Genomic DNA, 18,746 nt, shown 5'->3' on the forward strand with positions numbered 1-18,746 from the left:
GTCTTACACCTGGTCCAATTCAAAACGATCGTAGGTTCGTCCCAGCGGCCCTGCATCTCGGGCAGGGGGCCGGGCCGGGCCTCAGCCGCGCCCGCGGTGGAACCTGACGTGCAACTCCCTCACCCGGTCGACGAGGTCCGGAACCGGGCCGTCCACGACTACGGCGGGCGCCACCTCGTGTACGGGAAGTGGCCGCACCGGTGGGGCGGGGACCCCCAACTCCGCGAGCCAGGAGCCCAGTTGCTCCGACGAGGAGACGTAGACGATCCGGCCGAGGCCGACCCAGGCGTGCGCGGCCGCGCACATCGGGCAGTGCTCGCCGGAGGTGTAGACCGTGGCGGCCGCCCGTTCCGCGGGCGTGAGGTGCGCCGCCGACCAGCGGGCCAGCTCGAACTCGGGGTGCCGGGTGCGGTCGCCCGAGGCCACCCGGTTGTGGTCCTCGCCGAGGACGGTGCCGTCCCCGCCCACCAGAACCGATCCGAACGGCTCGTCCCCGGCCTCCAGGGCCTCGGCCGCGAGCTCCACACAGCGGCGCAGGTGCGGCAGTTCCGTGTCCTTCACGACCATGCGGCAGGCCTCTCCCGAGACGACGTGTGATCGACAGGACCCTAGGACGCCGGCCGTCGGCGGGAAAGGAGCGGGGCCGGGAGGGGGAGCGCCGCAGAACCCTTCGCCGCCCGGTCCCGGGCGGAGTGCCGGGGGCCCACACCCCCCGGTCCCGGGCGGAGTGCCGGGGGCCCACAGGGAGGGGCGTTCGCACCGCAAAACCCGTTGCCGCCCGGTCCGCTGCCTGCTGAGGTGTGCTCATGGATCATGCGGAGCTGCTCGCGCTGTTCGACCGTGACCTGCGCGCGGGAGCGCGCCCGGACGGTCCCGACGCCCGTGTCGAGCGGACCGGCGGCGTCGTCCGCCAGGTCGCCTCCGCGCAGGGCTGGAACGGCATCGTGTGGTCCGACCTCGACGAGGCCGGGGCGGACGCCGCGATCGCCGCGCAGATCGACCACTACACCGGGCTCGGTCTCGACTTCGAGTGGAAGCTCTACGGGCACGACCGGCCGGCGGACCTCGGGCCTCGGCTGCGCGCGGCAGGGTTCACGCCCGAGCCCGCGGAGACGCTGATGATCGGCGAGGTCGCCGTGGTCGCCCACGACGCGGAACCGCCCGAGGGCGTGCGCGTCGAGCCGGTCACCGACCCGGCGGGCGTCGATCTCGTGGCACACGTCCACCAGGACGCGTTCGGCGCGGACAGCTCCTGGCTGCGCCACCAACTCCTCGCCCGGCTGTCGGCGGCCCCGGACACCGTCGTCGCCGTCGTGGCGATGGCCGGCGACTGGCCGGTGAGCGCGGCCCGCATGGAACTCGTGCCCGGTACCCCTTTCGCCGGCCTCTGGGGCGGCGGCACCGTACGGGGCTGGCGCGGCCGGGGCATCTACCGCTCCCTGGTGGCCCACCGCGCCCGGGCCGCCGCCGCCCGCGGCTACTCCTACCTCCAGGTCGACGCCTCCGACCAGAGCCGTCCGATCCTGGAACGGCTCGGCTTCCTGCCCCTGACGACCACGACGCCGTACCAGTACACGTCCTGACCGCACGGGCCCGTGGCGGAACGGGAAGGCACGTCACACATGCGCGGGCCGCCGCTGCGCCACCGTGGCATGGACGCCGGAGGGCGGACGCGAACGGGCCGGTCCAGGGCGTGGACCGGCCTTCGGTTCCCTTCCGCTGTCCGCTACGGCCTGGGCGTGGCCTTCGCCGCCGTGCCGGCGCACACGAGCCCCAGGATCACGGCCAGTGCACCGATGATGATGTTGTTCCACACGACACCGGCGTCCGGGCTTTCGCCGACGACCCACGGTGAGATGATCATCCATACGCCCACGGCGCACATGGCCCAGCTCAGGCCGTACATGCGCTCGGGAGCGCGAGTGAACCCGAGCGCCAGCAGACCGATCGCGATGCCCATGATCAGGTTGTGGGTCACGAGGGCCGGCTGGCTGGTCGTGTAGTGGACTATCCACGGGGAGGCGGCGCAGTACAGACCGAGCAGGAACACCGGTCCGTCCACGAGCGCCACATCGCGGCCACCGAGCATGCGCGCGTAGCGGTCACGCATCTCGGAAGCATCGGGGTGAGTGGTGATGTCACCTCTGGTGGGCGAGACGTTGGCCATGACTCGTCTCCTTCATGGTGCAGGGCGACCGCTTCTGGTGGGGTATGCGGTAATCGCCGCGTACGTGTCATTCTGCGCTTATTTCCCCTTTATGTGTAGAGCTTGGCGAGGCGGGCGGAATCTACCCCGCAGTACATGCCCGGGCGGATCGGGGGCATCCGGATGTGTACGACAACGACCGGCGACGTCGCCCGCGGGGCGGCGAGGGGCAAGGAGGGCAGCGGACGTGACCACGGCCATCGGTGCGAAGGTGTTGGAGCGGTTCCCGGCAGGGTCTCCGCGCGGATCGTGGCCCGCGGAGGAGTACGCGGCACGCCGCCGCGCCGAGGGTGAACCGGCCACCGTCGTGATGGACCTGGAGTCCGACGCCTTCCTCGTGGTCGTCCCCGCGGACGACGACTGAGGCCGCCGCCGTTCGCCCGGCGACGGAACGCGCCCGCCCGATCGTGCCGAACCGGGCGGGCGCGAACCGCAAGCGGTTCCCTTCCGAAAAAGCCGGTCCGGGATACGAGATGAGCCGCGCATTCCTTGACGGCCCGTGACCCCCACTGCCACGATCCATGGCATGACCATGCGACTGGACCTCACGCGGCGACGCCACGTCGACCTCGCACGCGTCTCCAGCGCTTCCTGTCGCGCCGCAGCCTGAGTCTTCGGGCTCGCCGCTTCTCCTCACCGCCGTATCCGCCGTCGGCAGGCCTGTTCCGTGCCGGCGACCCACTCCGTGCGGCGCATTCCCCTCACCCCGAACCCGGTCCCCGGCACGCCCGTGGGACGCGACGTCCCGGACGCGGCGGTGCCCCACGCAGTCGCGCCTTCCCGGAAATGAGAGCCCATGGCCACCGTCCTGTCCGTCTCCGGCAGCCCCTCCGCCTCGTCCCGTACCAGCCGCCTGCTCCGTCACCTGGACCAGCGGCTGGCGGCCCAGGGCCACGACGTGATCCCGCTCGACGTCCGCACCATCCCCGCGGAGGCCCTGCTCGGCGCGGACTTCCGCCACCCCGCCATCGTCGAGGCCACCGGGCTGTTCGCCCGGGCCGACGGCGTCGTCGTCGGCACTCCCGTCTACAAGGCGTCCTACTCCGGTGTCCTGAAGGCCCTGCTGGACCTGCTCCCGCAGTACGCCCTCGCCGGCAAGACCGTGCTGCCGCTCGCCACCGGCGGCAGCGTCGCCCATGTTCTGGCCATCGACTACGCCCTGCGCCCCGTCCTCACCTCCATGGGCGCGGCCCACATCGTGCAGGGCTGGTTCACCCTCGACAAGGACCTCACCGTCCACGACGACGGCTCGCTGACCGTCGCGCCGGCGGCCACCGAGGCGCTCGGTCAGGTGGTCGACCAGTTCTCCGCGGCGCTCGGCCGCACCCCGCTGCTGGCCGTCGCGGGCTGACCCCACCCACCGTCAACTTCGCAGTACTCGTCGTGGGCTGACGCTCCGCCACCGCGCCGGTCCGAAGATCAACCCTGGAGCCGGGCGCGGGCGTCCTGGTCACCGAGAGGCAGCACCGCCTCTCGGTGACCAGGAGGCACAGACGCATGAAGAAGCGCTCCGCACGCACCGTCCCGATCGCCCTGGCCGTGGCGCTGTGCGCCGGAACGGCGGCCCTCGCCCCGCCGGCGCAGGCAGCAGACCACCAGCACGGCCACGAGGCCACCCGGACCGCGTTACGCGCGCTGGTCGAGAAGGGCGGGCTCCCCGGAGTGGCGGCCACAGCGCGGGACAGCGACGGGACCTGGTTCGGCCGGGCCGGCCACGCGGACACCGGCACCGGCCGTGAGCGGTCCGCCGGCGACCACTTCCGCGGCGCCAGCATCACCAAGACGTTCGTCGCCACCGTCCTGCTTCAACTGGAGGCGGAAGGCAGACTGAACCTGGACGACACGGTCGAGCGATGGCTGCCCGGCCTGCTGCACGGCAACGGCTACGACGGCACCGAGGTCACCCTGCGCCAACTCCTCAACCACACCAGCGGAATCGCCAACTACACCGACGACCCCGTCCTCAGCCACGACAGCGCGGGGCCCGGCTTCCCCCGGCACCGGTACGACACCCACACGCCCGAGGAACTCGTGGCGATCGCCCTGCGGCGCGCACCGCGGCCCGGCCCGGAGCGCGAACCGTCCTACTCGAACACCAACTTCGTCATCGCGGGCATGGTCATCGAGAAGGCCACGGGCCGCGGCTACGCCCAGGAGATCACCCGCCGCATCCTCCGGCCCCTGAAACTGCGCGGGACGTCGTTCCCCGGCACGGATCCCCACCTGCCGAAACCCCACCCCGTCGGCTACTCCCGGCTTCACCAGGACGCCCCCGACGCCGAGATCCACGACGCGACCGAACAGAACATGACCTGGCTGGGCGCGGCCGGCGACGTCATCTCCACCAGCGGAGATCTGAACCGCTTCCAACGCGCGCTGATGAAGGGCCGCTTGCTTCCCCCGCGGCAGATGAAGGAGATGTTCGACGAGGTGCCGGCCGGTCACGGCATCGGGTACGGGCTCGGGGTCGAGTTCGCGCAGCTCTCCTGCGGGGTGAAGGTGGTGGGCAAGAGCGGCCGTACGAACGGCTCCCTGTCCGCGATGGCCGGCACCCGGGACGGCGAGCACCAGCTCACCTTCAACATCAACGGGGACTGGCTGGCGGACTCCTCCCTCTACACCGACGTCATCGAAGCGGAGTTCTGCCGGAAGGTGCCGACCCGCAAGGACCGGGCGTCCGCCGTGCCCGGCCTCGGTTAGCCGGACGCCAGCGAGCCGAGGTGCGTCCTGCGTGCCTCGGCCGTCTGGCCCTGCACCAGCAGGAACATCCCCTCGCGCGCAAGCCGCTGCGCCCGGCTGTCCAGGGCCATGGAGCGGCCGCCCCCGGCCACGATCGCCGCGGTGGTGGCCGCGCGCAGGAGGTCGTAGGCACGGGTCTTCACGGCCAGGCGTTCCGGGACGGAGTCCGCCGCGGCAGGCCGGTCGGCCAGGGCGTAGGCCTCCCGGCGGACCTGGTCGAGCCGGGCCCGCAGCGAGCGCGCCGTCTCCTCGCCGTCCGGGCTCCGCGCCACCAGGTCCAGTGCCGCGTACGCCACCCCGAACACGGCCGGACTGGCGTTGGCGGCCCGGGGGAGGTCGATCAGGGCGAACTCCTCCTGCGGGGCGCGCAGTACGACGGCCTCCTCCGGCACCCACAGGCCGTCCAGCTCCAGGGACACCGTGCGGGCGGCGCTCAGAGCCGCGAGCCGCATCGGCGCCGACGGCGTCAGCCCCGGCTGCTCGCGCGCCTCGACGCACACGAACACCACCTCGGCCGTGTCCGTCACCCCGGCCAGCAGCATCACGTCGTTCAGCCCCCAGCCCGTGTACCAGGGCACCTTCCCCTCGAACCGCCAGCCGCCCTCCCGGGGAACGGCCCGCACCGGCACCCGGGGGAAGGCGCGGACATGGGCGAAGGCGATGCCGGCCATCAGCTCACCGGTCGCCAGCGGACGCAGCAGCTTCTCCCGGGCCGGTGAGTCGTAGGTGGCGAGCAGCTTCACCGGGGTGTGGTGCTGTGTCTGCACGAACCATGTGGAGCAGCACGCCCCGGACAGGATCTCCGCGGTCTCCCGCGCCACGGAAACGGGCGCGTCCGCCCCGCCGTACTCCCGTGGTGCCACCACGCCGAGCAGCCCGGCCCGCTTCACCGCCTCCACATGGCTCGCGGGCACCCCCTCCTGGTCGACGCGTTCGGCCCGCGGGACGAGGAGATCGTGCGCCAGTCGCTGTGCGCCGGTGACGAGGGCATGGGGTGTGGTGGTCATGGGAGGAATTCTCGCGGTCGGGCGGCGCGGAAAGCTGATCCGGGGGCGTGTCGTCGGCAGGCCCCGCCGGCGCTGCTGCGGCCAGTCGCCCGCCGCCTTCCGCCACGCTTCATACGGCCCCCTCCAGCCGTGCGGGGAACAGCCGGACCGGTCGGCGGAGTTGCATGGACCGAGGGACCGGCGCCGCGCGGGCGGGGAAGCACGGAGACCGGGAGGTCGCCCGCCCCGCGGGAATCCGGGCCTCAGGTGTGTGGTAGCCAGTCGAGCACTTTCATCACGACATGTTTCTGCAGGAGGACTGTCTCATGACCGACCGGCCTTTGACGCTCATGGCCGTGCATGCCCATCCCGACGACGAGGCCACCGGAACCGGAGGGGTCCTCGCGCGGTACGCGGCGGAAGGCATCCGCACGGTTCTCGTGACGTGTACCGACGGCGGTTGCGGTGACGGACCGGGAGGTGTCAAGCCGGGCGATCCCGGGCACGATCCCGTGGCCGTCGCGTTGATGCGCCGTCAAGAACTCAAGGCGAGTTGTGACGTCCTGAAGGTCAGCGATCTGGAGATGCTGGACTATGCCGACTCCGGGATGATGGGCTGGCCGAGCAACGACGCTCCCGGATCCTTCTGGCAGACCCCCGTGGAGGAAGGCGCGGCCCGGCTCGCGGAACTCATGCGCCACTACCGACCTGACGTGGTCGTCACCTACGACGAGAACGGCTTCTACGGTCACCCCGACCACATCCAGGCCCACCGCATCACGATGGCGGCGCTGGAGATGACCGCACTGACACCGAAGGTGTACTGGACGACGATGCCCCGCTCGATGATGCAGCGGTTCGGTGAGATCATGAGCGAGTTCGGTGAGGACATGCCGGAGCCGGATCCCGCCGAGGCCGCCGCGCCGGCCGAGATCGGCCTCCCCGACGATGAGATCACCACATGGGTGGACACCACCGCGTTCAGCGGCCAGAAGTTCGACGCGCTGGCCGCGCACGCCAGTCAGGGCGAGAACATCTTCTTCCTCAGGATGGGCAAGGAGAGGTTCGGTGAACTGATGGGCGTGGAGACCTTCGTACGGGTCCAGGACGCCACTGGCGCGGCCACACCCGAGGACGACCTCTTCGCCGGACTGCGCTGACCGCCCGACCCGCCGGTCGGCACAACGCATCAACGGAAGGGCGTCCCCGGACATGCACCAGCCGGCCCGCATCGCCCACGGACGTACCTTTGGGTTCGACGGGCCCCGGCTGCCCGCTGACCGCGGCGCCACGTGGCGCCGCGGTCAAGTCCGTCAGGCGGGTCTATGAACACGCGCCTGCGGTTCTCCGGGTCATGGGGGAAGAACGCCGCAGCGATGAACCGGCCGCCGGAGCCGAGGTGCCGTACCGGGAAGACGACTTCGGGCGGCCGCAGCTCATCACTGTCGTCGGTGGTTCATCGCACCGCCGCCAAGCACCGGGCCGACGCTGACCGAGGTCAGCAGGCGACCCGCTGGTGGCAACTGATGAAGTCAGGGGTGTCGTCGAGGGCGTCGGCAAGAGCGGCGCCGGCGGCAGTCGCAAGGCCCACCGCGATCAGGTTCCTCGGCCGCACGGATGAAGGCGTCGCCCTCCTCGCGGCCAGGACTTGTCAGAATGACCTAGGACCTGTGTCCCGGGGCCGCGCGTCCAGTTCCGTGAGCACGTCGAAGTCGAGCCCGTCGGCCCGCGCCAGGTAGATCCGCTGCCGCACATGGGCGTCCCGCAGGTGCAGCAGTCCGCGCGGGCCCTCGTACGACACGGACCCGGCCCCCGCCGCCGCGCCGATCGCCGAGACGTCCGGTGTCCCGGCCCGTCAAGAACCCGGCCGTGCTGTAGAGGTCCTCGGTCGCCGCCAGGCCGCTCGCCACGAGTGTTCTCGTCCATCAGCGTGCTCAGCCGCAGGCAGGCCGCACGCCGCGAACGCCCGGTTGAAGCGCACCGCGTCACTGCCGACGAGGAGCATCAGCACCGCGTCGGCGTCCGAGCGTTCGACGTGGCGCAGCACCGGCTCGAAGTCCTCGGTGCCGAGCGGGAGATAGACCTCACCGGCGACGCGTCCGCCGCTCTCCCGCGCGTAGTGACGGGCCGAGCGGGCCGTGTGCCGCGGCCACACGTAGTCGTTGCCCACCACGAACCAGCGCCGCACGCCCCGTTCACGGGCCGGCAGTTCCATGGCCGGCCGGAGCTGGTCGCGCGGGGTCTCGCTCGTCAGGAACACCCCGGCCGTGTCCTCGCCGCCCTCGTAGAGCGCGGTGTACACGTACGGGACGCGGTGCGCGATCCCCGGCGCCAGCACCCGCCGCACGGTGGAGACGAGGGCCACGCCGAGCACGGAGTCGTCGGCCGTGAACCACGCGGGCCCGGGGAGGTCGCGCCGGAGCATGGCGTCATGATTCCGGCTCCGGCGGACGAACTCCAGGGCGTCTCCTACGATGGACACCCCTCGTGACCCGGGAGCAGGGATGCCCAGCCCCACCCCGCGTCGCCCCGACGACCTCGTGCAGTTGCTGACGCGGGCGGAACGGCTGGCGGCGCGGCGGTTGCAGGGTGTCCTGGAGGCGGAGGGCTGTTCGCTCGACGCGTGGCGGGTGCCGGCCACGCTGTCCGACGGCGAGGGGCACCACATGACCGGACTCGCCGAGGCCGCCTTCCTGCCGCCGCCGACTCTGACCAAGCTGGTCGACCAGCTCGTCGACCAGAACCTCGTGCACCGCAGGGTCGACCCCTTCGACCGGCGACGCGTCCTCGCCCATCTCACCGAACGGGGACAGGAGTACTGGCGGCGCCTCGACCGCGCGGTCCGGGCCGGCCGGCCCACGCTCGGCGACGGTGACGACCTGCTCCGGTCCCTGCTGGGCCGGCTGGCGGCGACGCTGGAGGGCGCGGCGCACGTATGAGCGCCGAGCGGGGGATGACGGGCCGTCAACCAGCGCGGATGTCAACAGGTCTCTGCCTGACTGGTCTACACCCTTGACTGGTACAGACCAACGCGGTTGAGTGTGCCTCCACAGCCCCCCACCACGGCCGCCCCCACGCCGTGACCGGACCACCGGTGCGCGCGGTCAAGGGCCTGCTCCACCCTGCCCTGTCAGGGTGCGGCCGTGCTCCGCGAAGGAGTCGAACCCGTGTCGAGACGCCGTATCTCCGCAGTCCTGGCCACCCTCGCCCTCGCCGGCAGCGCGCCGGTGCTCCTGCCCGCGTCGAACGCCTCGGCCGCCGCCTGCTCCAGCTACCCGAACTGGACGGCAGGGAAGGCGTACAACGCCGGTGACATCGTCCGCTACACCGACGGCAAGGCGTACATCGCCGAGCACGCCAACCCGGGTTACGACCCGGTCATCAGTACCTGGTACTGGGAGCCGTACGCCTGCGACAACGGTCCGGGCACGCCCAACGCGCGCTTCGTCGTGAGCGAGGCGCAGTTCAACCAGATGTTCCCGAACCGGAATTCGTTCTACAGCTACAGCGGTCTCACCGCGGCCCTGAGCGCCTACCCCGGCTTCGCCAACACCGGCAGCGACACGGTGAAGAAGCAGGAGGCCGCCGCCTTCCTCGCCAACGTCAGCCACGAAACCGGCGGCCTGGTGCACGTGGTGGAACAGAACACCGCCAACTACCCGCACTACTGCGACTGGGGACAGCCCTACGGCTGTCCCGCCGGACAGGCGGCCTACTACGGGCGCGGCCCGATCCAGCTGAGCTGGAACTTCAACTACAAGGCCGCGGGTGACGCGCTCGGCATCGACCTGCTGAACAACCCGTGGCTGGTGCAGAACGACTCGGCGGTCGCCTGGAAGACGGCTCTGTGGTACTGGAACACCCAGACCGGCCCCGGCAGCATGACCCCGCACAACGCCATGGTGAACGGCGCCGGGTTCGGCCAGACGATCCGCAGCATCAACGGCTCCCTGGAGTGCGACGGCAAGAACCCGGCGCAGGTGCAGAGCCGTGTGAACAACTATCAGCGGATCACGCAGATCCTCGGGACATCGACCGGAGGCAACCTGTACTGCTGACGCGGGACCGTGCGGCGTGGTGTCATGCGGGATGTCATGAACCTGACGGTTGACCGAAGGGCATCCCTCATGCGTCCACGCACCCCCCACGCCCTGCTCGCCACGGCCGCGGCACTGGCCGCCGCGGTCGTGGCACCCCAGCCCGCTGCCGCCGCCGCCCCGGCTCCGGGCGCGTACTACGTCCAGAGCACCACCACCGGCCTCAACGCGGCCGACAACGGCGGCGCGGTCGAGCAGCACAGACCCCGCGGCAACGAGGACCGCCAGCAGTGGCAGTTGAAGCCGAGCGGGTCCTCCTACCTCCTGGAGAACTCCGTCGCGCCCGGCAGCTGCCTCGGCCGCAGTGGCGACCAGGCCGCGACCGTCGACTGCGCGAGCGGCGACGCCGGGTGGGAGATCAGCCCGATCGGCGCCGACCGGTACACCCTCAAGGTCCCCGGCACCGCACGCCACCTCACCGTGGCGCCCAAGCCCTCCGGAGCGGACTACCCCGCGCGCCTGGCCCTCGGCGGCGCGGGCGACCTCGCCACCTGGTACCTCACCCCGGTCGACCCGGTCACCTCCCCGATGCCGCCGCAGGACCGGCGCACCCTCGACCAGGTCACGTTCCTCACCACGCACAACGCCTACGCCAACGGCGTCGACGGCGGCTTCGCCCCGCCCTTCGTCAATCTCGTGCCCAACCAGACCCGCGGCATCGAACGCCAACTCGCCGACGGCGTCCGGGGTTTCATGCTCGACATCCACCAGACCCCCGACGGTGCGATCCTCTGCCACAACAGCTGCACCCTCGTCAGCAGGCCCGTCGCCCTCTGGGTCGACATCCAGCGCATGGTCGACTTCCTCAAGGCCCACCCCGACCAGTTCGTCACCGTCTTCCTTGAGGACTACGTCGATCCGGGGGTCCTGCGCGCCGAACTCGCCCGTGTCAAGGGCCTGTCGGATGTGCTCTACCGGCCCGATCTCACCGGCGTGCGGCAGAACGGCTGGCCGACGATGACGGACCTGGCCGCCGCCGGCCACCGGCTGCTGATCCTCACCGACCACAGCCGCTCCGCCGACCAGGCCGCCGGTCTGACCCGGGACACCTTCGGTGTCATGTACCAGCGGGAATGGACCGTCGAGAACTACTGGTCGATGGGCTCGGGCCTCGGCACCTCCGACTGGTCCTGCTACAGCCGCTGGTACGGCCCCGACGCCAACATCCCGCTGACCCGCACCGAGCCCGGCTTCCGGCCGCTGTTCGTCATGAACCACTTCCGCGACGTCCCGCTCGCCGGGACCGCCGGGACCGACAACATCAAACTGGCCGACCGCGCCCGGAGGTTCTGCCAGCCCGCCGCCCGCAAGAAGCCCAACTTCCTCGCCGTCGACCACTACGACCGAGGCGACCCCGCTTCCGCCGTCACCACACTCAACACGTACACGTACCCGTAAACCGGCTGCGCCGGCCGGGGTGCCCTGTGTGAAACTCCGCCGATGGACACACAGACGATCACCGCGGCCGCCGCGGGCACCTGGAAACTCGGCGACCGGCCCGTCCATCGCGTCGGCTTCGGCGCGATGCGGCTGACGGGCAGCGCCGCCTTCCACCACGGCACCCCGAGTGACCGCGACCGTTCGATCGCCGTCCTGCGCAAGGCGATCGACCTCGGCGTCGACCACATCGACACGGCGGCCTTCTACTTCTCGTCCCTGCGCTCCGCCAACGAACTCATCAACAGCGCGCTCGCGCCCTACCCCGACGACCTGGTCATCGTCACGAAGGTGGGCCCGTACCGCGCCTACGACGGCACGTGGGGCACCTCCGCCCGCCCCGAGGACCTGCGCGGCCACGTGGAGGAGAACCTGCGCCAGCTCGGCCGCGACCACCTGGACGTGGTCAACCTGCGCCGGATGCCGTCGTGGGATTCCGTCGCCGAGCACTTCGGCGCCCTCGCGGAGCTGCGCGAGGCGGGCCTGATACGCCACCTCGGCGTCTCCAACGTCACGGCCCGCCACCTCGCCGAGGCCCAGGCCATCGCCCCGGTGGTCTGCGTCCAGAACCGGTACGCCCTGGACCGCCCCGACCCCGAAGCCGACGAGGTGCTCCGCCTCTGCGGTGAACAGGGCATCGCCTTCGTGCCGTTCTACACCGTGGCGGGTGAGGCCGGTGAGCAGGGCGCCACCACGGCCCATGACGACGACGTCCGAGCCGTGGCACGGGCCCATGGCGTGAGCCCGGCCCAGATCCGCATCGCATGGACCTTGCACCAAGGTCCCCACGTCCTCGCCATTCCCGGCACCGGCAACCCCGATCACCTCACGGAGAACGTGGCGGCGGGCGCGATCCGCCTCACGGACGAGGAGCTGCACCTGCTCGATGCCCCGCGCCGCGCAGCCGGCTGAGGGACGACCGGACGGCCCGGACGCCCCCATGAGCTGCACGGCCCAGACGCCTTCCCTCATGAGATGCCGGTGCGGCAGCTCGTGCTGCTCACGCCACGCCTGAACGGCGCGCGGCCGCACCCGGAAGAACGCGTGCGAGGCGCGGTTCCGTGCGCGGATCCCAACCGGTCTTCGCCCGAAACGCCTCGGCCGCCGCGGCCGGCACCTCCTGCGTCCGGTAGGTGCGCACGTCGCCGTCGAAGAGCACGACGACCCGTTCTCGGTCAGCACGATGAACACGTCGCGCGGCTCGGTGCCGGCGTACGCGTGGCGAGTTAGGCGGTCCTGCGGTACGGGGCCCGCTTCTGCGCGGGCGTGCGACCGGAGCGCAGGGTGGTCGTGACGTAGGCGATGCCCTCGTCGCGGTGCACGCCGAGGCAGTCATGGCAGCGCAGGGTGCCGCTCGTGCCGTCGTGGTCCACCAGGACCTGGAACCGGTCGTCGGGCGTGATGCCGATCGTCTCGGTCAGGGCGCCATGCACGGCCCGGCTGAGTGCGGCGAGGCGCTCGGGTCCGGCCCGTGGCGTGTCGATACGGACGAACGGCATGGGATCTCCGCCAGGGCGTCGGGGCGGGGGCTGTACATACTCATAGTTACAGAGGCTTTGTTGCACTGGGCCGAGCAGTTGCCATCATCTGCGTTTTACGTATAACCTCACCGGTCAACCGCCCGCCCCGAGAGGCCCTGATGAGACGTATCGCCCTGGTCACCCTCGTCGTCGACGACTACGACGAGGCGATCCGCTTCTACACCGAGGCCCTCGGATTCCGGCTCGCCGAGGACGCCCCCCGGCCCGACGGATCCCGCTGGGTCGTCGTCGAACCCGGCACTCCGGGGGTCGGCACCGGACTGCTGCTGGCCCGGGCCAAGGGGGAGGCCCAGGCCGCCCGGGTCGGGAGTCAGGCGGGCGGACGGGTCGGGTTCTTCCTGCACACCGAGGACTTCGCCGGCGATCACGCCCGGATGACGGCCGCCGGCGTGACCTTCCTGGAGGACCCGCGGCACGAGCCGTACGGGACCGTCGCCGTCTTCGAGGACCTGTACGGAAATCGCTGGGACCTGCTCCAGCCCGCCGCCTGACCCCTTCCCCGCCGCCTCGCACCACCGGCACGAACCACCCGCTCGCACCACCGGCACGAACCACCCGCCCGAGGAAAGACCCGCCATGACTGCTACGCGCGTAGACGCCGATCTGATCCGCCGCCTCCCCAAGGCCGTGCTGCACGACCACCTCGACGGCGGCCTGCGCCCCGCCACCGTGGTGGAGCTCGCCGAGGCGGTCGGCCACACCCTGCCCACCACCGACCCGGACGAGCTCGCCGCCTGGTACTACGAGGCCGCCAACTCCGGTGACCTGGTGCGCTACATCGCCACCTTCGAGCACACCCTCGCCGTGATGCAGACCCGAGAGGGCCTGCTGCGCACGGCCGAGGAGTACGTGCTCGACCTGGCCGCCGACGGCGTCGTGTACGGCGAGGTGCGCTACGCCCCCGAGCTGAACACCAACGGCGAACTGAGCATGGCCGAGGTCGTGGAGACGGTCCAGGAGGGCCTCGCGGCGGGCATGGCGAAGGCCGCTGCCGCGGGCACCCCCGTGCGGGTCGGCACCCTGCTGTGCGGGATGCGGATGTTCGACCGGGTGCGTGAGGCGGCCGACCTGGCCGTGGCGTTCCGCGACGCCGGTGTCGTCGGCTTCGACATCGCCGGCGCCGAGGACGGCTTCCCGCCCGCCGACCACCTCGCGGCGTTCGAGCACCTGCGCCGCGAGAACGTGCCGTTCACCATCCACGCCGGTGAGGCGCACGGCCTGCCCAGCATCCACCAGGCCCTCCAGGTCTGTGGTGCCCAGCGCATCGGGCACGGCGTGCGGATCACCGACGACATCCCGGACCTCGCGGCCGGCAAGCTCGGCCGGCTCGCGGGCTGGGTGCGCGACCGGCGCATCGCCCTGGAGATGTGCCCGACGTCCAACCTCCAGACGGGCGCCGCCACCTCGATCGCCGAGCACCCGATCACCGCGCTCAAGGACCTCGGCTTCCGCGTCACCCTCAACACCGACAACCGCCTGGTGTCGGGCACGACGATGACCCGCGAGATGTCCCTGCTGGTCGAGCAGGCGGGCTGGACCGTGGAGGACCTGCGCACGGTCACCGTCAACGCCCTGAAGAGCGCGTTCATCCCGTTCGACGAGCGCAACGCCCTCATCCGGGATGTGGTGCTGCCCGGTTACGCCGCCGCGCTCTGAAGCAGCCCCCGCAGGTAGGCGGCCTGTCCGATGTGCTGGAGATCGTCGGACAGGACGCTGACCAGCCGCACGCCCAGGGTGACCGGCGGGTCCCAGCGCTCGTCGATGACGCGCTCCAGGTCCTTGGCGGCCAGGCCCCGCAGGGCGCCCACGCTCTGTTCGTGCACGGCGTCGTGGTAGCCGGTCAGCAGCTCGCCGGACTTCACCCGGACCCGGGCGACCTTGGCGGGGCTGTGGCCGTAGCCCGTGTCGCGGCGGGGCAGGTCGAGACCGAAGCGCTTCTCCCAGTCCTGGGACAGCCACACCTGTTCGAGGCCGAAGGCGTCGGCCATGTGATCGTCCTGGACGCGGGTGAGGTGCCAGACCAGCCAGGCGATCGAGTTGGTGTCGGGGGAGGGGCGGGCGGTCAGCTCGTCCGGCCCGAGTCCCTCGACGGTGGCGTGGACTTCTTCGTGGATGCGGTTGAAACCGTCGATGAGGATGTCCTTCGCTTGCATAGGTCCACCATCGCGCATCGCCGCAGATCATGCGCCGGGAGCGCGCCCGTCATCATGCGCAGGGCGATCACGCGTCGGGAATCCAGCTCCCGTGGCGGCCCAGCGGCACCCGGACCGGGAGGTGGATCCGGGCCACCGGCTCCCCGGTGAAGACCCGGGCCGCGAGGATCACCAGGTCCGACGCCCCGCGGCCGGGGTCGTGCACATACGCGGTCGCGTACCCGTCGTCCTCCGCCGCCCGGCCGTCGCACGGGTCGGACGGCACGAACACGGCCTCGCTCGCCGCTGCGCCCGCGGGCAGCCGGTGCACTTGCGGGGCGCCGCGCAGCGGGTCGTGCTCGATGAGCGCGTCGGCGAAGGCGCTGTCGGGCGGGGTGCCGTCGACCGCCTGGTAGGCGGGTGACATCTCCGCGGCCGCGGCCGGGTAGCCGTACCGGTGCCTGCGGGACACCAGCGCCTCGTTGACCCGCGGGAACTCCTGGGGCGGTCGTCGAGGGTTCTGGTCCGCACCCGGGCCGTGGCGCAGGTCGATCGTCCAGTGGTCGAACCGGGGGGTGCCCGCCGTGTGGCGGGCCGCCCGAGCCGGGAACGGTCACGAGTCTGCTGCGCACGACGGGTCGGGTCAGGAGGAGTGGACACCCTCCTGGGGTGGGGCCGGACTCCCTGTTTCCAGCAGGCCCATCAGTGCGCGGGCCGCCGGACTGGTCGCCGGCTCGGGCGGCAGCAGCGCCACCGTCTCGTACACCGCGTCCTCGGCGCCCTTCACCGGCAGGGCGGTCAGCGAGGCGCGCTTGTGCCGGAAGTGGCGCGGGACCACGGCGATGCCCAGGTTCTCGTCCACCAGGTCGAGGAGGCTGTGCACGTCGTTCACCTCCAGGGCGACGCTCCGGCGGACACCCGCCGCCGCGAACGCGGCGTCGGTGGTGCGCCGCGGCCCCCAGTCCGGATGGAAGTCGACGAAGACCTCACCGCCGAGGTCCTGCGGTGTCACCGCGATCCCGGCCGAGGCGAGCCGGTGGCTCGGATGGCACAGCACGGTCATCGGCTCGCTCGTCAGCGGCACGGCCCGCAGCTGGTCGGTGTCCTCCCGGGCGGTGCGCACCGCGAACGCCAGATCCAGGCGCCCGGCCGCGACCTCCTCGGCGAGGGCCCCCGAGCCCGCCTGCCGCAGGCAGATCTCCACGTCCGGGTGGCGCCGCCGGAACGCCGCCAGCAGCCCCGCCACATGCACCCCGGCGATGCACTGCTCCGACCCGAGCGCGAGCATCCCGCGCAGCACGCCCTGCACCGCGGCCACCGCCTCGTGGGCCGAGCGCACCTGCGCGAGGATCCGCTCCGCCTCACCGAGCAGCGCCCGCCCGGCCGGGGTGAGCGTCACGCGGCGGGTCGTGCGCACGAACAGCGGCGTCTGCAGCTCCCGCTCCAGCGCCCGGATGGAGGCCGACAGGCCCGACTGGGACACCAGGAGGCGTTCCGCCGCGCGGGTGAAGTGCTGGTCCTCGGCGACCGCGACGAAGTGCTGCAAGTGGCGCAGTTCCATGACTGAGAAGCGTAGCCGCTGAATTCCATCGGATTCTTCTGTTGGACGCATGGGCGCAGGTCACGCCAGAGTGGACACCGGCTTCCCCCGACCGTGCCAACCCCTCTGGAGTCGCGTTGTACACCGCACACCCCGACCGCTACGCGGACATGCCCTACCGGCGCACCGGACGCAGCGGTCTGAAGCTCCCCGCGCTCTCGCTCGGCCTGTGGCACAACTTCGGCCCGGACCGGCCCGTCGAGACGCAGCGCGCCATCCTGCGCCGCGCCTTCGACCTGGGCGTCACCCACTTCGACCTCGCCAACAACTACGGCCCGCCGCCCGGCGCCGCCGAGTCCGCGCTGGGCGAGTTCCTGAAACAGGACTTCGCGCCGTACCGGGACGAGCTGGTGATCTCCACCAAGGCCGGTTACCTGATGTGGCCCGGCCCGTACGGCGAGTGGGGCTCCCGCAAGTACGTGCTGTCCTCGCTGGACCAGAGCCTGCAGCGGATGGGCCTGGACTACGTCGACATCTTCTACTCGCACCGCCCCGACCCGGACACCCCGCTCGAGGAGACGATGGGTGCCCTGCACTCGGCGGTGCAGCAGGGCAAGGCGCTGTACGTCGGCGTCTCCAACTACTCCGCGGAGCAGACCCGCGAGGCCGCGCGCATCCTGGGCGAGCTGGGCACCCCACTCCTCATCCACCAGCCGCGCTACTCGATGCTGGACCGCCGCCCCGAGGACGAGGGCCTGCTCGACGCCCTCGACGAGCTCCAGGTCGGTTCCATCGTCTTCTCCCCGCTGGAGCAGGGCGTGCTCTCCGCGCGCTACCTCGACGGCATCCCCGAGGGTTCCCGGGCCGCGAGCGACAGCCCCTTCCTGAACTCGGACGCGCTCACCGAGGACCTGGTGGGCCGGCTGCGCGAACTGAACGACATCGCGGCCTCGCGTGGCCAGACCCTGGCGCAGATGGCCCTGGCCTGGGTCCTGCGCGGCGGCCGGGTCACGTCCGCGCTGGTCGGCGCGAGCAGTGCGCGGCAGGTCGAGGACAGCGTCGGCGCCATTCGCAACCTCGACTTCGACGTGGACGAGCTGGCCCGGATCGACGCCATCGTCAAGCAGTAGCGGTTCCGCCGGCCCGGGGCGGCCACCCCCGGGCCCCCGGGCGGGGAGCGGATCGGCTCACGAGCTGATCCGCTCCTCCAGGCGCACGGTCACCGTGTCGCCCTCCCCCTTGCCGATGGCCTTGCGGATGTCGGCCTTCACGGGCAGCTTGTGCGTGCCGTCCCCCAGGGCCATGAAGGAGCTGCGGAACGGGTGCCCGTCGATCGTCCCGTGGACCTTGACCAGGCCGCGGGTGCCGAAGAACTCGACGGACCGGGGCCAGACCAGATAGGTCCAGCCGCCCTCGGCGGGGCTCTTGCGCAGGACCGCGGTGAATTCCGCGTCCAGGTCTCCCGTAGGGGCCATGACGTCCTCCGGTGGGTCGGCGGTCTCTCCCTCGTGCAGACCGCCGGACGCCGGAGAACTCATCGCGGTGCCGGCCTCACGCCCGGGCGGGCACCCGGTCCAGGAACCCGAACACGGCCCTGATCCGGTCCTGGCCGTCGAGTGTGATCACATCCGACCCGGCGACCGGCGCCGAGCCGTCGGCGGTGCTCACCAGCTCCCACGAGAAGCGGGCGGTGTCGTGATGCCCGTCGACCCGGCCGGTGAGGCGGAACTCGAACCCCGGGAACTGCTCCCGGGCCGCCGTGATCACCGCGGCGATCCCCTCGTGGCCCCTGACGTCGGCCAGGGGGTCCGTGTACCTGCCGTCCTCGGTCCAGGCGGCGGCGACCGCTTTGGCGCGCGCCCCCGGGTCCTCGGCGTTCCAGGCCTCGAAGTAACGGGCGACGGCGTCCTCGTGACGGTGGGCGGTTGCGGACATGGACGATCAGCCTCCACGGAGTCGTACCTGCTGCTCAGGGCCCGGATCCCACTCGCGGTGGACCCGGTACGACCACCTTGCCCGCACCCGCCCGGGGGGGTCGATTACCTCCGGAGTCATGGGCCATCGTGAC

At 71.6% G+C, this 18,746-nt stretch carries 22 protein-coding genes and 1 pseudogene; 13 read left to right on the forward strand and 10 right to left on the reverse strand.

Features of this window, described 5'->3' with window-relative positions; translation table 11 throughout:
• Positions 1–81 precede the first annotated feature (81 nt).
• On the reverse strand, positions 82–567 hold the full coding sequence (locus tag ACFZDI_RS08590) for a nucleoside deaminase (protein WP_234848273.1): 486 nt from the start codon (positions 565–567) through the stop codon (positions 82–84).
• Between the two features lie 239 nt (positions 568–806).
• On the opposite strand from ACFZDI_RS08590, the gene ACFZDI_RS08595 reads away from it, so the two are divergent.
• Positions 807–1,583: a GNAT family N-acetyltransferase gene (locus ACFZDI_RS08595; RefSeq protein ID WP_391248762.1), complete on the forward strand. Its 777-nt coding sequence runs from the start codon at positions 807–809 to the stop codon at positions 1,581–1,583.
• Between the two features lie 143 nt (positions 1,584–1,726).
• On the opposite strand, the gene ACFZDI_RS08600 is transcribed toward ACFZDI_RS08595, so the two are convergent.
• Entirely contained in the window at positions 1,727–2,167 is a 441-nt protein-coding gene (locus ACFZDI_RS08600; RefSeq protein ID WP_234848271.1) for an SPW repeat protein, read from the reverse strand.
• A 226-nt stretch (positions 2,168–2,393) separates the two neighbouring features.
• On the opposite strand from ACFZDI_RS08600, the gene ACFZDI_RS08605 reads away from it, so the two are divergent.
• The 4 genes from ACFZDI_RS08605 to ACFZDI_RS08620 all read left to right on the forward strand — a co-directional run bounded on the left by ACFZDI_RS08605 (position 2,394) and on the right by ACFZDI_RS08620 (position 4,906).
• Entirely contained in the window at positions 2,394–2,570 is a 177-nt protein-coding gene (locus ACFZDI_RS08605) for a hypothetical protein (RefSeq protein ID WP_234848270.1), read from the forward strand.
• A 168-nt stretch (positions 2,571–2,738) separates the two neighbouring features.
• On the forward strand, positions 2,739–2,816 hold the full coding sequence (locus tag ACFZDI_RS08610; RefSeq protein ID WP_351405193.1) for a putative leader peptide: 78 nt from the start codon (positions 2,739–2,741) through the stop codon (positions 2,814–2,816).
• A gap of 186 nt (positions 2,817–3,002) precedes the next feature.
• Positions 3,003–3,557 (forward strand): NADPH-dependent FMN reductase, encoded by a 555-nt coding sequence (gene ssuE / locus ACFZDI_RS08615; protein ID WP_234848269.1) that lies wholly within the window; start codon positions 3,003–3,005, stop codon positions 3,555–3,557.
• A 146-nt stretch (positions 3,558–3,703) separates the two neighbouring features.
• On the forward strand, positions 3,704–4,906 hold the full coding sequence (locus tag ACFZDI_RS08620) for a serine hydrolase (protein WP_391248765.1): 1,203 nt from the start codon (positions 3,704–3,706) through the stop codon (positions 4,904–4,906).
• Here ACFZDI_RS08620 and ACFZDI_RS08625 read toward each other — a convergent pair.
• On the reverse strand, positions 4,903–5,952 hold the full coding sequence (locus ACFZDI_RS08625) for an acyl-CoA dehydrogenase family protein (protein WP_391248767.1): 1,050 nt from the start codon (positions 5,950–5,952) through the stop codon (positions 4,903–4,905). The two genes, ACFZDI_RS08620 and ACFZDI_RS08625, sit on opposite strands and share 4 nt — an antisense overlap.
• A 305-nt stretch (positions 5,953–6,257) precedes the next feature.
• On the opposite strand from ACFZDI_RS08625, the gene ACFZDI_RS08630 reads away from it, so the two are divergent.
• Positions 6,258–7,091 (forward strand): PIG-L family deacetylase, encoded by an 834-nt coding sequence (locus tag ACFZDI_RS08630; RefSeq protein WP_234848266.1) that lies wholly within the window; start codon positions 6,258–6,260, stop codon positions 7,089–7,091.
• Between the two features lie 491 nt (positions 7,092–7,582).
• Here ACFZDI_RS08630 and ACFZDI_RS08635 read toward each other — a convergent pair.
• Positions 7,583–8,356 (reverse strand): annotated as a pseudogene (locus tag ACFZDI_RS08635) (ABC transporter substrate-binding protein).
• 79 nt (positions 8,357–8,435) lie between these two features.
• On the opposite strand from ACFZDI_RS08635, the gene ACFZDI_RS08640 reads away from it, so the two are divergent.
• From ACFZDI_RS08640 to ACFZDI_RS08655, 4 genes are all read left to right on the forward strand, one after another.
• Positions 8,436–8,870, forward strand: a complete 435-nt coding sequence (locus tag ACFZDI_RS08640) for a MarR family transcriptional regulator (RefSeq protein WP_391248769.1) — start codon at positions 8,436–8,438, stop codon at positions 8,868–8,870.
• A 228-nt stretch (positions 8,871–9,098) separates the two neighbouring features.
• Positions 9,099–9,989: a glycoside hydrolase family 19 protein gene (locus ACFZDI_RS08645; protein ID WP_391248771.1), complete on the forward strand. Its 891-nt coding sequence runs from the start codon at positions 9,099–9,101 to the stop codon at positions 9,987–9,989.
• 69 nt (positions 9,990–10,058) lie between these two features.
• The gene (locus ACFZDI_RS08650) at positions 10,059–11,426 is read left to right on the forward strand and encodes a phospholipase (protein ID WP_391248773.1); all 1,368 of its coding nucleotides are present in this window, start codon (positions 10,059–10,061) and stop codon (positions 11,424–11,426) included.
• Between the two features lie 42 nt (positions 11,427–11,468).
• Positions 11,469–12,377 (forward strand): oxidoreductase, encoded by a 909-nt coding sequence (locus ACFZDI_RS08655; RefSeq protein WP_391248775.1) that lies wholly within the window; start codon positions 11,469–11,471, stop codon positions 12,375–12,377.
• Between the two features lie 314 nt (positions 12,378–12,691).
• On the opposite strand, the gene ACFZDI_RS08660 is transcribed toward ACFZDI_RS08655, so the two are convergent.
• Positions 12,692–12,964 carry a tautomerase family protein gene (locus tag ACFZDI_RS08660; protein ID WP_391248777.1) on the reverse strand — a complete coding sequence of 91 codons (273 nt, stop codon included), beginning with the start codon at positions 12,962–12,964 and terminating at the stop codon, positions 12,692–12,694.
• Between the two features lie 140 nt (positions 12,965–13,104).
• On the opposite strand from ACFZDI_RS08660, the gene ACFZDI_RS08665 reads away from it, so the two are divergent.
• Together ACFZDI_RS08665 and ACFZDI_RS08670 are read left to right on the forward strand one after the other, a co-directional pair.
• A complete protein-coding gene (locus tag ACFZDI_RS08665) occupies positions 13,105–13,497 on the forward strand; it encodes a VOC family protein (protein WP_234848262.1) in 393 nt (130 codons plus the stop codon).
• Between the two features lie 85 nt (positions 13,498–13,582).
• Complete coding sequence (locus ACFZDI_RS08670) at positions 13,583–14,662, forward strand: adenosine deaminase (RefSeq protein WP_391248778.1); 1,080 nt, start codon at positions 13,583–13,585, stop codon at positions 14,660–14,662.
• On the opposite strand, the gene ACFZDI_RS08675 is transcribed toward ACFZDI_RS08670, so the two are convergent.
• From ACFZDI_RS08675 to ACFZDI_RS08685, 3 genes are all read right to left on the reverse strand, one after another.
• On the reverse strand, positions 14,644–15,159 hold the full coding sequence (locus tag ACFZDI_RS08675; protein WP_391248780.1) for a DUF664 domain-containing protein: 516 nt from the start codon (positions 15,157–15,159) through the stop codon (positions 14,644–14,646). The genes ACFZDI_RS08670 and ACFZDI_RS08675 overlap by 19 nt on opposite strands.
• Positions 15,160–15,226: 67 nt before the next feature.
• A complete protein-coding gene (locus tag ACFZDI_RS08680) occupies positions 15,227–15,691 on the reverse strand; it encodes a carotenoid oxygenase family protein (protein WP_391249513.1) in 465 nt (154 codons plus the stop codon).
• Between the two features lie 90 nt (positions 15,692–15,781).
• On the reverse strand, positions 15,782–16,699 hold the full coding sequence (locus ACFZDI_RS08685; RefSeq protein ID WP_391248782.1) for a LysR substrate-binding domain-containing protein: 918 nt from the start codon (positions 16,697–16,699) through the stop codon (positions 15,782–15,784).
• A gap of 116 nt (positions 16,700–16,815) precedes the next feature.
• Here ACFZDI_RS08685 and mgrA point away from each other — a divergent pair, with 116 nt between their 5' ends.
• Positions 16,816–17,808, forward strand: coding sequence for an L-glyceraldehyde 3-phosphate reductase (gene mgrA / locus ACFZDI_RS08690; protein WP_391248784.1), 993 nt, complete (start codon positions 16,816–16,818; stop codon positions 17,806–17,808).
• A 57-nt stretch (positions 17,809–17,865) separates the two neighbouring features.
• Here mgrA and ACFZDI_RS08695 read toward each other — a convergent pair whose 3' ends face one another.
• Complete coding sequence (locus tag ACFZDI_RS08695; RefSeq protein ID WP_391249515.1) at positions 17,866–18,153, reverse strand: DUF1905 domain-containing protein; 288 nt, start codon at positions 18,151–18,153, stop codon at positions 17,866–17,868.
• A gap of 76 nt (positions 18,154–18,229) precedes the next feature.
• A complete protein-coding gene (locus ACFZDI_RS08700; protein ID WP_391248786.1) occupies positions 18,230–18,613 on the reverse strand; it encodes a nuclear transport factor 2 family protein in 384 nt (127 codons plus the stop codon).
• Positions 18,614–18,746: the final 133 nt, after the last annotated feature.

The organism is Streptomyces sp. NPDC007907 (genome assembly GCF_042959365.1).
Taxonomy (GTDB): domain Bacteria; phylum Actinomycetota; class Actinomycetes; order Streptomycetales; family Streptomycetaceae; genus Streptomyces; species Streptomyces indiaensis.

Coding starts and splice junctions, on each gene's coding strand:
- ACFZDI_RS08590 (WP_234848273.1), bottom strand. CDS start 567: ATGGTCGTGAAGGACACGGAACTGCCGCACCTGCGCCGCTGTGTGGAG.
- ACFZDI_RS08595 (WP_391248762.1), top strand. CDS start 807: ATGGATCATGCGGAGCTGCTCGCGCTGTTCGACCGTGACCTGCGCGCG.
- ACFZDI_RS08600 (WP_234848271.1), bottom strand. CDS start 2,167: ATGGCCAACGTCTCGCCCACCAGAGGTGACATCACCACTCACCCCGAT.
- ACFZDI_RS08610 (WP_351405193.1), top strand. CDS start 2,739: ATGCGACTGGACCTCACGCGGCGACGCCACGTCGACCTCGCACGCGTC.
- ssuE (WP_234848269.1), top strand. CDS start 3,003: ATGGCCACCGTCCTGTCCGTCTCCGGCAGCCCCTCCGCCTCGTCCCGT.
- ACFZDI_RS08620 (WP_391248765.1), top strand. CDS start 3,704: ATGAAGAAGCGCTCCGCACGCACCGTCCCGATCGCCCTGGCCGTGGCG.
- ACFZDI_RS08625 (WP_391248767.1), bottom strand. CDS start 5,952: ATGACCACCACACCCCATGCCCTCGTCACCGGCGCACAGCGACTGGCG.
- ACFZDI_RS08630 (WP_234848266.1), top strand. CDS start 6,258: ATGACCGACCGGCCTTTGACGCTCATGGCCGTGCATGCCCATCCCGAC.
- ACFZDI_RS08640 (WP_391248769.1), top strand. CDS start 8,436: ATGCCCAGCCCCACCCCGCGTCGCCCCGACGACCTCGTGCAGTTGCTG.
- ACFZDI_RS08650 (WP_391248773.1), top strand. CDS start 10,059: ATGCGTCCACGCACCCCCCACGCCCTGCTCGCCACGGCCGCGGCACTG.
- ACFZDI_RS08655 (WP_391248775.1), top strand. CDS start 11,469: ATGGACACACAGACGATCACCGCGGCCGCCGCGGGCACCTGGAAACTC.
- ACFZDI_RS08660 (WP_391248777.1), bottom strand. CDS start 12,964: ATGCCGTTCGTCCGTATCGACACGCCACGGGCCGGACCCGAGCGCCTC.
- ACFZDI_RS08665 (WP_234848262.1), top strand. CDS start 13,105: ATGAGACGTATCGCCCTGGTCACCCTCGTCGTCGACGACTACGACGAG.
- ACFZDI_RS08670 (WP_391248778.1), top strand. CDS start 13,583: ATGACTGCTACGCGCGTAGACGCCGATCTGATCCGCCGCCTCCCCAAG.
- ACFZDI_RS08675 (WP_391248780.1), bottom strand. CDS start 15,159: ATGCAAGCGAAGGACATCCTCATCGACGGTTTCAACCGCATCCACGAA.
- ACFZDI_RS08685 (WP_391248782.1), bottom strand. CDS start 16,699: ATGGAACTGCGCCACTTGCAGCACTTCGTCGCGGTCGCCGAGGACCAG.
- ACFZDI_RS08695 (WP_391249515.1), bottom strand. CDS start 18,153: ATGGCCCCTACGGGAGACCTGGACGCGGAATTCACCGCGGTCCTGCGC.
- ACFZDI_RS08700 (WP_391248786.1), bottom strand. CDS start 18,613: ATGTCCGCAACCGCCCACCGTCACGAGGACGCCGTCGCCCGTTACTTC.